This window comes from Bacteroides sp. 519 (assembly GCF_010500955.1).
Classification (GTDB): domain Bacteria; phylum Bacteroidota; class Bacteroidia; order Bacteroidales; family Bacteroidaceae; genus Bacteroides.
Genome location: NZ_QVMJ01000001.1, coordinates 464,508 through 478,178 on the forward strand (window position 1 = coordinate 464,508; position 13,671 = coordinate 478,178).

Consider the following 13,671-nt stretch of genomic DNA (forward strand, 5'->3'; position numbering starts at 1 on the left):
AATACTTGGTTTATATGATTAAATGAAGTTATTGATTTTTTTGAAACGCAGATTAACGCGGATTAACGCAGATTAATCTCTATTTAAATACTTGGTTTATATGATTAAATGAAGTCTCTACTTAAATAATCTGCGTTAATCTGCGTTAATCCGCGTTTCAAAAATAAAAAAAGAAAGAAAATGAAAAAGAGTTTAATTTATATGATTATGACCCCAACGGGGTCAACGCCCGCCCATTATTTACGTAGGGCTTTGCCCTACGCTATTGAGCAAAGGCCGTTGGCCTTTATATATAACAAATTGAAATAATTGAATAATGAAAGAATACAATATTACCCTCAGCCGCTATTTTATAGCTTTACTATCCATGCTAACCCTGATACCTTGCGGCAGCGCTGTTGCCCAGCAGTACCGCGGTTCTGTTCTGGTTGAGGCCTTAGATTTCAGCGAAGTAAACGACAGTCTGTTGGTTCGCCTGAATATACAAATAGAAGCGAATGCCGTACCCACTTACCAAAGTATTTTGCTTATCCCCGAGATACGGCAAGATACCAAGATATTCGAACTGCCTTACGTATTGCTAAACGGCAAAGCCCGTTCAAAAGGCAACCGCCGTTGGTTTGAGATGGCCGGTGCAAAGTGGATGGCCGGTTACGAAAACCCTTACCTGTTAACTAATACTAATAAATACAATAACGACCAGTTTTTTTACACCCTGATGCTTCCTCTCGAATCGTGGATGTACGAAGGTAGTCTCTACATTCGTCAGGAAGCAGTGGGTTGTCGTGGACAAGTAAATATGTATACATACAAGCTAAAAGACCAAGTGCAGTTAACCCCTCGCGAGCCCTATGTTCCTCAGCCGTTGGTGGCTTTGGTAACCCCTGCCGAGGAGTTTAAAACCCGCAACCGCCAGGGAAGTGCCTTTCTCGATTTTCAGTCGGGCCGTTCGGCCATACTTCCCGATTACCGTCGCAACCCAATTGAGTTAGGTAAAATAAACGATGCTTTACTCGATGTGATGAGCGATATGGATAGCCAGATAACCGAACTGTTTATCGAAGGCTATGCCTCGCCCGAGGGCAAGTATGCCAGCAACGAAAAGCTGGCTCACGAGCGGTCGGTAGCTTTGAAAGAATATATCCGTAATCGTTACATGCTATCGGATAAAATTTTCACCGTCCGTTCGGTAGCCGAAGACTGGGACGGACTACGTGCAGCAGTAGATGGCAGCGACCTTCCCCGCAAAGAACTAATATTAAATATAATTGACGGAACCGACGATTACGACCGCAAAGAAGCCCGCTTGAAAACCCTGCCCGTATACAGTAGGTTGTTAAAAGATATCTTCCCGGAGTTGCGCCGTGTAGAATACCAAATAAACTACGCCGTGCGTAACTACAGCACCGCCGAAGCCCGTATGTTGACAAACAGCAACCCCGAAAACCTATCACAAGCCGAACTCTACCGCGTAGCCATGGAGTATGGAAAGGATAGTAAAGAGTACAAACAGATAATCACCGAAGTAATACCTAAATATTACGACAGCGATCCGGTAGCCCTGAACAACGCCGCCGCCCTGTTTATCGAGAATAACGAACTATCAACCGCCCTCCGCTTGTTAGAAAAAGCACCCGCACTACCAGCCGCCTGGAACAACATGGGTATAATATATATGATGCGCGGCGAACTGGATAAAGCAACCGAACTGTTGAATCAAGCCAGTGCAGCAGGGGTAGGGGAGGCTGTGCATAATTTGCAAGAAGCGGAGAAGTTAGAAATTAAGAATTAGGAATTAAGAATTAAGAATTAGATGAATTTACTATACAACAAAGAATCCGCATGGCAATTCCTCTCCCTAGAGGGGAGAGGTGCCCAAGGGGCGGAGAGGGGGGATGACAAGAGGAAGGAAACCTCCCTGCGGATGGGGTTTACTCCCCGCCCCGGCCTGAAGGCCACCCCGCCCCTCAAGGGCGGGGAATCCCTGCGGCATCGTTCAATCGTAAATCGTCTAATTGTAAATATAAATATTCATTCATTTTTTTGTTATTGGTTGATTCCTGCGTGAGCAGTGGCACCAAAAACGCCCCCACCGAGCGCCTTTTATTTAGAGAACCCAATTGGAACCTTGGCGTTCGGGCGGGAGCGTAAATATTCAAGAATGGTGTGTCAAAAGTCTAAGTGTTCTTTGATTTAGTTACGAATAGTAAGCAATTACCCCGGCAGGGGTAATATGTGCATAACCCCGGGTGAGCAAAGCGTAACCCGGGGTATAACTCCCCCTGATTTTCTGAGCTCCGAAGGAGTTCAACCCTTTCAGGGCTGTTTTGAGTGGGGTTTAGCCTACCCCGGGTTACGCTTTGCTCACCCGGGGTTATGCATAGTTAAAGCCCTTCGGGCTTATGCTAATTGCAATTTGTAACTAACAAAATTTATCAAGATACTTTTTACAGAATCCGTGTCTAATAAAAAAGAATTAACGGGGAAACCCATATTATTAATTATAAACAAAATGAAAATGAAGAAAATTCTTTTCGCTGCCATGGCAGCAACCATGATGTTTGCATCGTGTTCAGAAAACGATGAAACACTACCAGTTAACACAAGTGAAGAAACCAGAGTTGGGCTAAAGCTAGCTTTTCCAAGCAGTGGTGCCGCCAGAGCCGATGATGGCAGTGCAACTGCCGAAGAATTAGTGGTGAAATCGGTAAAAGTATTCATCTTTAATGAAGACGGTACTAAGAATGTTTTTGCCGATCGTGACATTTCGAAAGATTTCAAAGCCATTACCGGCGAAAAAAATGCTTACGAACTGATTACCAAATCGAAAATTGCAACCACTACCGGTGTAAAACATGTGTACGTAGGCGTTAACCTGCCCGATGCTTTTGCAACGAATGTTACAAAAGAAGACGATTTGGACACTGAGTTTGCCACCACTGTAGCTGCTTTAACCAGTGCAAGCGCAGGATACGCTATGTTCAGCACCGCTGTACAGGTTACTCCATCGTTGGTAACAGAAGACGACGCCAGCTGGGGAACAACCAACCTTGTGAAGGTTGATGTGGAACGTTTGATTGCAAAAATGACAGCCAATGTGGCCTCCGACCTTGCTAACGATGTGGCCGAAGGAAGTTTTGGTGACCTTAGCTATCAGCTGGCACAAGCCGGTAAGGAATCGATGTTCCGTATTACACAAAGAGACGGAAACGGCAAACTGGTTACCAACATTGCTCACTCGGGTTACCCTGCGCTCTCTACCTTCAAGGCCTTGAATGTGCCTACACTTGCATTGAATGCTGCAGCCAGAACTTCGATCTTTGGATTAGAGCATGCTGGCTTAAATCTTCAACGTCAGGAAGTTACCTATGCTGTTTTTACGGCTAAGTTTACTCCGGAATTCGTAACAGAAAAAGCTGGTGAGGAGTACAAAACCGAAACAGCCTGGAGTGGTGGTGACGATTTCTATGTAATTGAAACAGCAGCAGGACGTTTCTTCTTTGCCGACGAAACCGCTGCCGAAGAGTATGCTGCCGACAATGAAACTGCTGCTCCTGTGTTTTACAAAGGTGGTAACTGCTACTACCCGGTATACCTGGGCGCTGGTACAACGTACGAATTTGCCCGCAACCAGTACTATAACCTAACAGTAACCAAATTTACTGGTCTTGGCGAACCGGGCGACGAAAACGGTGAACCTACAGTACCCGAAAACCCAACAAAACCAGTAGTTGAACTGTCGACAGAATTGATGGTAAATATCAACATCGTTCCTTGGAATGTGATAGTGATACCTGATGTTGAACTGGAATAATTGAAGTGGAGGTAGAGGAGGCGATGCCACATGGTATTGTTAAGTTCTAATATTTTAACCGCAGAGTTTCGCGGATTAACGCAGAGTTTTTAATTTCTATGCAGCATTGAATCTTAAAACTCTGTGAAACTCTGCGTACTCTGCGGTTAAAAAAGAATACTACCTCGCTTTACCTCCTTTTTCCCTCTGAAATTTTGAACACAGAGTCACAGAGAAACAGAGTTCTTTGTTTTGTGCTGAACACAGAGTTATTGCACAAAAGCGAAGCCTCCGTGTTCAGCACAAGGAAAAGCTCCGTGTTTCTGTGCCTCTGTGTTTTAATTCAATTCCAAAAACCAAAAGTATGCAATGAAAAAAGTAAAACAACTAACAATAATGTCCATTCTTTGCGGGGTATTTCTAACACTCAACTCCTGTATAAGAGACGATTCAAGCTGTTCGGCACTTGATGACAACGTGCGACTTCTGGTGAAACTGGACATTGATGTAGCCATAACCCGCTTTACCAACCCGTATGGCATTGACAATGTACACCTGTACATATTTGATGAAGAAGACAATATGATTCAAACCCATAGCGAAGAAATCCATACCGATGATGCGAGCTATGAATTTTCGCTCAACTTATCTCCCGGTGAGTATCAATTTGTAATCTGGACCAACCTGGGCGATAGTTATCAGGTATCGCACACACTGCCCGAAGCCCAGCAAGAAAACCTGAAGCTGGCCGACCTGTACGTATACCTGAACCGGGGCGACGAAGGAGGTGATGTAACCACCGATATACCCAACTTGTATCACGGCCTGTTGCGCGGGGCAAAGATAGAAGCCAATAAAAACCATGAGTTTGTAATCCCCATTACCCCTAATACTTATCGGTTAAACTTTGTAACAGAAGGATTGCCTGTCACCACCGATAACTATACATTTACTGTTGGCGACAACAACTCGCATTATAACTTTGAAAACACATTGCTTGCCAACACAGACCCATTTAATTATATACGCACAGCGCAATTTAATGCCAACAACGAGTTGGCTACCTCTATGAAGGTGTTGCGTTTGGCAGCCAACCGTACTCCTTCCTTCACTTTTGGTAATCAAACAACCGGAACAACCATTTATGCAAACAATTTAATAGAGATGATTGTGAAAGCATACCAAACAAACGAACAGATATTGGATTTTGAAGAGACATTTGAATTTACCATCAAATTATCGTTTGATGTAAATTTAAATGCAACCGTATGGGTGAATGATTGGATGATAATTTCTCAGCCTAGTGAGTTGGGGTAAAGGGGATAAAGGAGATAAAGGGGATAAAGGTTATAGAGATAATAAAGGTTATAAAGGGTATAAAGATAATAGAGGTTATAAAGGAGATAAAGGTTATAAAGGAGATAAAGAAGATGTTTGTAATTAGTTTATATAGTGCATTGATTGATATGAATCCCCTGACGGGGATTAAGAGGTTGTATCACGATGCTTTTTCTATTGATATGAATGCCCTAACGGGCAATAAATGCAGTCTATTCAGTTGCCCGTTAGGGCATTCATATCAATAGAATTATCAATTGCCGTCTGCTTTAGCTGACGGTTTAAAAGGTATAACAATTTGGGCTTTAGCCAAATTAAATCAACTTTGGCTAAAGCCAAGAGAGAAATCTTTCTAACAACCGTCAGCTAAAGAGACTGTGTGAAAACGTCCTCCTCCGCCCTTTGGGCACCTCCTCCAAAGGAGGATAGCTGCGCTATACAATGTATCCGCAGGGTATCCCCCTTTGGAGGGGGTAGGGGGAGGATGTTTTCACACAGTCAGCTAAAGCAGACAGCAATTGATAGAGCTTAACAGTCCTGTCCCTAACAGCCCTAACGGGCAATAAATGCAGTCTATTCAGTTGCCCGTTAGGGCATTCATATCAATAGAAAAAGCAAAACATACAACAACAAATCCCCGTAGGGGATTCATTGATAGACATAATAAAGATAAGAGAGATGATGATAAAGAAAATGAAGGCAATAATATTGCCACTATTCTTGTTTGGTTTGTTTGCTTCGTGCCGGGAAGAAGCTACTAACCATACGGAAGAACAACCGGTAGGTATACAGATAGCTACCCGGGCCGCCGGCAGTGCCGAAGACAATGCCATATCTTCGTTACAGGTATTAATTTACAACTCAGCAACCGGCGAACTGGCTTTTAACGTTGAACCCGTTTTACAATCGCCCGCAAACACCCAGCGCATAGATATGAAAACCGGGCAGTACGACTTTGTATTCGTAGCCAACCACACCGGTTGCACTACCAACATAGCCACCCTGCCCCTTGGCGATGCATACAGCAACCTGGAAGAGGTGTATTTCAACGCCACCGCCTTTGGTAACGACAAAGACATCCCCATGGTACATGTTGTAAAAGGCGTATGTGTATACCAAGGCGGCAAATTATTGTTACCCGGTAAAACAGAGATGCAAACAGGTGTATGGACCATCGCTATGGAACGCATAGCCGCCAAACTATCGGTTACATTTACACTAACCGAGGGGCAGAGCGAAACATTTAAAGAAATGTACGTCACCAACCTGCCCGACAAGGTGTACCTATTGCCCCAAAGCAATAAAGACGAAAAGTACACTGCCTCCTCACGCGTTATCACCGATGTGGTAACCGAAGAGGAGGGTGTGTATAAAGTAACTTCCGAACGACTCATCCTCCCTGAAAGCTATTTCAACAACATCACCGATATAGCCAAAGGTGTGGTACTGGGTATGAAATTCAGCAATAACCTGTATCGTACCTCGGTGATAGGAGTGGCACCCGAAAGCAACTATACACTGCCCCGCAATACCTTCCTGCAACTGTCGGGTACGGTGAGCGACGAGATAAGATTTATTATTACGGTAACCCCGTGGGGAGATCCGGTTAAAATAGAGATTCAATGAGGGTTATTAGACACGGATTGCGCGGATGACGCGGATTTTAAAACACGGATTTAGTTACTATTTTAACCGCAGTTTCGCGGATTAACGCGGAGTTTTTAATTTCTATGCAGCATTGAATCTTGAACTCTGCGAAACTCTGCGTACTCTGCGGTTAAAAAAAGCAAAGGAGGCCAACGGCCTCTGTGCAGTAGCGTAGGGCAGAGCCCTACGTATCCGGTATAGCATCACACTGACCCCAACGGGGTCAACCTTAAATACATTGCGTTGACCCCGTTGGGGTCACACTGCAATTTAATTCGCCAACGTAGGGCTTTGCCCTACGCTATTGCACAGAGGCCGTTGGCCTCCATATTGTGTAAAAATAAAAACTCTGTGCCTCTGTGCCTCTGTGTTCTAAAAAAACAAAAATAAAATGAAACCAATATACACAATTGTAGCCATATTGTTCTTGTCGTGCCAATCCAACAATCACGACGAGCTTCCCGGTCAAATAGAATTCGGGGTTTCTGTAGCTAACCATCCCAATTATTCCCGTGCGGCTGCACATACAGGGATAAACTACATTGGTACCTTTCAGGTGTACGGCGAGTACCGCGATGCCACTGCCGATGATTGCTTTAACGGCTCCACTGCCACCATTAATGCAGTAGGCGATGTAACTTTTAATGAAAGCTGGGCAGCCCAACGCGGCACAGCAAACAAAAACGAGATACGTTTCTTTGCATTGGCCCCGGCCGCATCGGCCACCCTGTTGGCCAACCAGTTAGGGTCGGGCACCTGTGCCGTATCCAACTATACCATTCCGCCCGGTGCCGGCGATCAGGTAGACCTGATGTTTGCCCAGAACCCCAATTATTATTACAACGAACGCGTGCCGCTGAACTTCGAGCACGTGCTTTCGCGTATATCATTCGAAGCCAGAAAGAACGAAACCCTGGCCGACGATGAGGTGAAGATAACCAAAATCACCATCCGTGGCGCCATTCAAACCCGTAGCGGAACCCTACAAATGGGCACTCCCTACAGTTGGACCACCGCCACCGGCACCCGCGATTTTAATATCACCTTCCCCGAGAGTCACCAAACCACACTCACCACCACCTACCAGGAACTAACGTGCGACGGCGAAACCCATGCCACCGACGGTACAAGCAACCTGTTCCTGTTTCCACACTCCAACGCCGAACTGGCCAACGTAACATTACTGATCGATTTAACCGTTGGCGAAATAGCCGAAACCCGTACAATCGCATTGGCCGATATCAACGAACACAGTTGGCCCATAGGTAAATGGATAACCTATCAGGTAAGTGTAGATCGCGGGGCAGTGAATGTATTAGCCTCTGTGTCGGCGTGGGAAGAACAAAATATGAATCATGAATTGCAATAAAACAAGGGAGGCCAACGGCCTCTGCGCAGTAGCGTAGGGCAGAGCCCTACGTACCCGGTATAGCATCACACTGACCCCAACGGGGTCAACCTTAAATACATTGCGTTGACCCCGTTGGGGTCACAATGCAATTTAATTCACCAACGTAGGGCTTTGCCCTACGCTATTGTACAGAGGCCGTTGGCCTCCATATTGTGTAAAAATAAAACTCTGTGCCTCTGTGCCTCTGTGTTCTAAAAATAAAAACAAAAACATTAACCAATATGAAAATAATTGAGAAACTTTGTAGAACACTTCCCGTCCTTGTTACGGGCGTGTTGCTTTGCACCTCTTGTGTAAACGAAACAAAAGATCCCCAGCCGGATACACCCCAGCTGAGTGATGTAAAGTTTGTTATTGAACTTCCACCCCCTTTGGTAGTAAAAACAAATACCAGAGCAACCACGGGATCGGTTATCGAAAACCAGATAGACAACCTCTACCTCTTTGCCTTCGACAGCGACGACAAACTGGTGAAGTTTGCATACCCCACACCCGATGCCGCGACAGGAACCAACAAAAACACCTGTCCGTTTACTGCCAAACTACCCTTAGACGGAGCAACCTACACCCTGATGGTAGTAGCCAACACCGGCACCATTGCCGATATTGAAACCGGCATGACCCGTACCGCTCTGGAAGCATTGATACCAGCCATAACAGAAGAAAATCCCTGGAACATAGCCACCCGGCGCATACCCATGTATGGCGAAATAGAAACAACCCTGAGCAGTACCACCACCGAGGTAAACATACCCGTACGCCGCATGCTGGCCCGGGTTAACGTAAACCTGGTTGATAAAGAAGGCGAAACCAACGTAACCAGCGTATTTAAACTCGAAGAAGTGTACTTTTATAACTACAACCAAAAAGGCGTAGTACTGTACAATGAAGACGATTTTGGAAACGGTATACCTACCATCCCCACTACGCCCGGCAAACAAAATACCGCCCATCTTTACAATGGAGACTATATAACCGATGATAAAACCTGTAACGATAAAATCTATGTTTTCGAAAACGCCCATGTAAAACCTTATGGCGAAGATGGTTGGGTAAACAATCCCTGCATTGTAGTTGGCGGCAGCTACAACAACGGAGCCACTAGCTACTACCGGCTAGACTTTATAAAAGGCAGCACCTGGATGTCGGTCTTAAGGAACCATAGTTACAACTTTAACATCACCGATGTGCAAGGAGCAGGCTACGATGATCCGGATGTTGCCTTGGTATCGGCCCCCGTTAACATGGAAGCAGGAGTAATCCCCTGGGAAGACGGAGAAGCCGGCGATGTAATCTTCGACGGACAACACTACCTCTCCATCCGGCCCGAAATGATGTTTCAATTCCCCAGAGATGCCGATAGCCAAACCGTTACCGTAAAAACCAACGTACCAGCCGGCTTTGAGGTAACCAAAATCGTTAACAGCGACGGTACAGATGCCGACTGGCTATCGACCGACATAACAACAGGCGGTACCAGCGAAACCGCAACCGTACTAACCATCAGCGTTACCGAAAACGAAACCGCACCCCGAACCGGATACATTTACATCAAAGCCGGACGCTTGGAAGCCAAACTAACCGTTACGCAAGATCTGGTGCCCAAAAAGCCTGCCATCTTTACCTTTATTGAATACATCAATATGAATAGTGACGAATTGTTGAATATTCCCTACACCGGCGGCAAAGTACAAGCCAAAGCCAACACCAACATGGGCTGGAAATTCTGTACCGATATTGAAGGTGTAGAAGCCTCTATGACCGAACCCGCTTCGGAAGCCACTGCCGATTACACCTTGGAAGTAACCATTCCGGCCAACACCACCTGGGAGCCCATCGACCGGAAACTATGGGTACTCTATAAAGGCGTTACATTACAAGAAACACTGTTTACCCAAGCTGCTGCCCCCGGTGTTCGCACAGTAGATGCCAACAACCAGGAGATTACCGAACTGGTATTTATATCTCCGGCCGGTGTTGACCCCGGTGAACAAACATTAACCGTAAACTGGTCGCCCAAAGATGCCGATCTCACTGTTGCCATCACCACCGATGCCGATGATGTTGCATTCCCAACAGATGCAAGCGGCCCAACCGCCGGCACCATAACAGGTGGCAACGAGGGTACAGGTACCATTAGTTACGCCATTCAGCCAGCTGCCCTTACCGCTGCCGAGCTAAAGGATGATCCATTCTTGGAGAAAGTATCCAAAGTAGAATTTATTATAGATGATAATGTAAAAACCAGCATCCTTTTGCGGCAATTATGCCCCAATTTGGTAACAGATGTAAAAGGTGGCTATATGCTTAATGGGCAAGAGGAAACACTAACCGTGCAAGCCAACTTTGAATGGACACTCACCTCCATTACAGACAAGTATGAGATCTTACAAAACGACGACGAACTGATAGGCCTGACAAGCGAAGGTGGCAACACAATAACATTAGTTATGGCCGAAGAAACCGCTGATAAATCGAAGACTGGGAAAAAAGCGACCATAGTCTTTACCAGCAATGAGGATGAAACCTCTACGTACGAAATTGAGATTACCGCTGTCGAAGCTTTGTATGTAGGTCGCTTTGGAGGTGCTTTGGTAAAAAATGGTGGTGTATGGCAGTTCGAGAAAGGGCTTGCGGTGCAGAATGCGGATGAGGGAAATGCAACATGGGGTCCTAGTACAGCTTCAGGTGTTACTGATGTTACTAATGGTAAAGGTAATACGTATGCTCTTTATACAAAGAGTACAACAGGTTATCCTGCTGCCAACCTTTGTTTTAAGAAAAATGCCAATTATGCTAGTATAGGCGGTGTGGATGATGTTAATTATAATTGGTTCCTTCCTGCACAGAAACAGGTTATGTCTATGTGGGTGGTACATAACAGTTTTGATACGTATAAATTCGCTTCGGCCTACTCCTGGAGTTCTACGGAGGGCTCTGCCAACAACGCGTGGTACGTGCGCTTTAGTATTGGCAACTCGCTCAGCAACGGTAAGTCGCTCAGCCGTTCGGTGAGGTGTGCTAGGGAACTTTAATTAACAATTTAACTCTTTAACCCTTTCGGGCTTGCGCCCGAAAGGAAAATATTTAAAATATGACAGTAAAGAAAATTATAGAGTTGCAGGATACAACAGGTAAGTTTTACTTGTTGCGGCAAGGGTTGTTTTATCGAGGATATAATCAAGCAGCAGCTTTTTTACACGAATCATTAGGCTATTTATTGATGCTTAAAGAAGTGAAGTCTTGTGGTAAACGGCTGTTTTATGCGGGTTTTCCTAGCGGGGCGTTAGATAAAATAACTGAAATGGTTAGGAAGCATAGTGGAACAATAGAGGAATATACCGAAAATTCGTTAGTGATTTCAGGTATTCTTATTCCATACAATGAAGCAAGTTTATTATCTGATGTTAGACAACATACCTGTTTGGTGGGAAAGGCAAAAAAAACTGTTTTTGATGAGATTGCAAATTTCAATCTGATGTGCCACACACCAATAGAATGCATGAATTTTATAGCATATTTACAAAAACGAATAAAAACTGCTTCATAACAGCGAATAATAAGTAATAATCTGTATGGCTTTATACTATTCTCTACCTGTTTATCGGGACACCTATCGTCTTATTTTGTTGTTGTTTAAATTAACAAAAGAATTTTCTCGAGAATATAAATATACGTTGGGGCAAGATATTAAACATGATACAATGCAGTTGGTGAGGCATATTTACCGAGCTAATAAAGGTGAGGGAAGGAAAGAGCATTTACAAGAATTTGCAGATGATTTTGAATTGGTTAAACTGCAAATTAGGCTTTGCCAAGATTTACGGTTAATCAGTCCTAAGCAATTTTCAGAGGTAGTTCTTTTAATGGACACAATAGGTAAACAAATTAGTGGATGGAGCCGGTTGTCTTAACGATAATAAATGATAATGCCAGAACAGTGTTGGGTCATAGGCCTATACTGGAGTATGTTATGATTGATTCCGATTACCCGATAGTTCAACTATCCAAAATTCATGTGTCTGAGCAGAGGTATGGAGTAAAAAGGGTAATTAAATTCGCTTCGGCCAACTACTGGAGTTCAACGGAGAACTCTGCCAACAACGCGTGGAACGTGAACTTTAGTAATGGCAACACGAACAACAACAATAAGACGAACAGCCGTTCGGTGAGGTGTGCTAGGTAATTTGCATAACATGTAAATGAGAAATGAGATGATCGGATTTGAAAAGTTAATGGAGGCCTATTTGGAGTGCCGCAGCAATAAACGTTATACGTCTGCGGCGCTTGCCTTTGAGGTTGATGTGGAAGAAAACCTGCTGGAACTGTGGCGGGAGATAAATAATGGTAGGTATAAAATTAGTCCAGCTATCGCTTTTGTAGTAGATAATCCTGTGAAGCGAGAGGTCTTTGCTGCCAATTTTCGTGATCGTATAGTACACTACTTTCTAATGCACAGGCTTAAGCCGCATTTTGAAAAGGAGTTCATTTTCGATAGTTACGCTTGTCGTCCCAATAAAGGTACATTGTTTGGTATAAACCGAATTAAAAAATTTATTGCCCGGTGCTCTAACAGTTATACAAAGGATTGTTATATCCTTAAATGCGATATATCAGGATTCTTTATGAATATAGATCGTGATATTCTTTGGCGAATGCTGAAAGATTTTATAGAAAAACATGAGGTAGAGGATAAAAAAATGGTTCTACAATTAACAGAGCAGGTAGTGTTACACGACCCTACAACCGACTGTTACATAAATGGAGGTGTTAAACAGTGGCAGGGAGTACCGAAAAATAAAAGTTTGTTTGGAACAAATGGAAAACCGATGCCTGGTACGAGAGATAAACAATTGAAATTGAATTTTACAGAGTCTAAAGGCCTTCCTATTGGCAATTTGACAAGCCAGTGGTTTGGGAATTTTTATCTAAATGCACTTGACCATTATGTAAAAAACGCGTTGGGGATTTGTTACTACGGCAGATATGTGGATGATTTTATTGTAATTCATGAGGATAAGGAATATTTAAAAAGTCTTGTTGATAAAGTGGAGAAATTTCTTAAAAATAAATTGGAATTAGAATTGCATCCAAAGAAACGTTATATGCAACATTATAGCAAAGGGGTGACTTTTCTGGGAGCGAAAATACGTAATGGTGCATTGCTAACAGGTAAACGAACCAAGGGGCGACTTTACGATTGCATTATAGATTGGAACAAACTCTCTCATTGTCGATTATTGACAGTGGATGAACTTGCAAGATTTCGTAACTCAATTAATTCTTATTGGGGTATAATTCAACATTATAACAGTTATGGATTGCGTCGCAGAACAGCAGGGCGTTTTTCCGGACAAATTACTAACCGGGTAAGTTATCCGGGGTTCAAAAAAGTATGTTTAAATGATTATATAATTGTAGGAAAAGAAGTTGTCCCTTATTTTGAATTTAATAAACTGAAAACTAATAAACTATAAACAGA

10 protein-coding genes are annotated in these 13,671 nt (G+C 43.9%); all 10 read left to right on the forward strand.

What is annotated here, in order from left to right; genetic code table 11:
- The first annotated feature begins 316 nt into the window (after window positions 1-316).
- The 10 genes from D0T85_RS02130 to D0T85_RS02170 all read left to right on the forward strand — a co-directional run bounded on the left by D0T85_RS02130 (window position 317) and on the right by D0T85_RS02170 (window position 13,666).
- On the forward strand, window positions 317-1,792 hold the full coding sequence (locus D0T85_RS02130; RefSeq protein WP_163209703.1) for a DUF3868 domain-containing protein: 1,476 nt from the start codon (window positions 317-319) through the stop codon (window positions 1,790-1,792).
- Between the two features lie 726 nt (window positions 1,793-2,518).
- Window positions 2,519-3,814 (forward strand): Mfa1 family fimbria major subunit, encoded by a 1,296-nt coding sequence (locus D0T85_RS02135; RefSeq protein WP_163209705.1) that lies wholly within the window; start codon window positions 2,519-2,521, stop codon window positions 3,812-3,814.
- Window positions 3,815-4,162: 348 nt separating this feature from the next.
- Window positions 4,163-5,110 (forward strand): FimB/Mfa2 family fimbrial subunit, encoded by a 948-nt coding sequence (locus D0T85_RS02140; protein WP_163209707.1) that lies wholly within the window; start codon window positions 4,163-4,165, stop codon window positions 5,108-5,110.
- Window positions 5,097-5,237 (forward strand): hypothetical protein, encoded by a 141-nt coding sequence (locus D0T85_RS22455; protein WP_203558397.1) that lies wholly within the window; start codon window positions 5,097-5,099, stop codon window positions 5,235-5,237. The genes D0T85_RS02140 and D0T85_RS22455 overlap by 14 nt, the downstream gene beginning before the upstream one ends.
- Before the next feature lie 572 nt (window positions 5,238-5,809).
- Entirely contained in the window at window positions 5,810-6,757 is a 948-nt protein-coding gene (locus D0T85_RS02145; RefSeq protein ID WP_163209709.1) for a fimbrial protein, read from the forward strand.
- A 412-nt stretch (window positions 6,758-7,169) separates the two neighbouring features.
- Window positions 7,170-8,147, forward strand: coding sequence for a fimbrillin family protein (locus tag D0T85_RS02150; RefSeq protein ID WP_163209711.1), 978 nt, complete (start codon window positions 7,170-7,172; stop codon window positions 8,145-8,147).
- Window positions 8,148-8,410: 263 nt separating this feature from the next.
- On the forward strand, window positions 8,411-11,224 hold the full coding sequence (locus D0T85_RS02155; RefSeq protein ID WP_163209713.1) for a BACON domain-containing protein: 2,814 nt from the start codon (window positions 8,411-8,413) through the stop codon (window positions 11,222-11,224).
- A gap of 59 nt (window positions 11,225-11,283) precedes the next feature.
- Window positions 11,284-11,739: a hypothetical protein gene (locus tag D0T85_RS02160; RefSeq protein WP_163209715.1), complete on the forward strand. Its 456-nt coding sequence runs from the start codon at window positions 11,284-11,286 to the stop codon at window positions 11,737-11,739.
- Between the two features lie 25 nt (window positions 11,740-11,764).
- Window positions 11,765-12,103: a four helix bundle protein gene (locus tag D0T85_RS02165; RefSeq protein WP_163209717.1), complete on the forward strand. Its 339-nt coding sequence runs from the start codon at window positions 11,765-11,767 to the stop codon at window positions 12,101-12,103.
- A gap of 300 nt (window positions 12,104-12,403) precedes the next feature.
- Entirely contained in the window at window positions 12,404-13,666 is a 1,263-nt protein-coding gene (locus tag D0T85_RS02170; RefSeq protein ID WP_163209719.1) for an RNA-directed DNA polymerase, read from the forward strand.
- Window positions 13,667-13,671 lie beyond the last annotated feature (5 nt).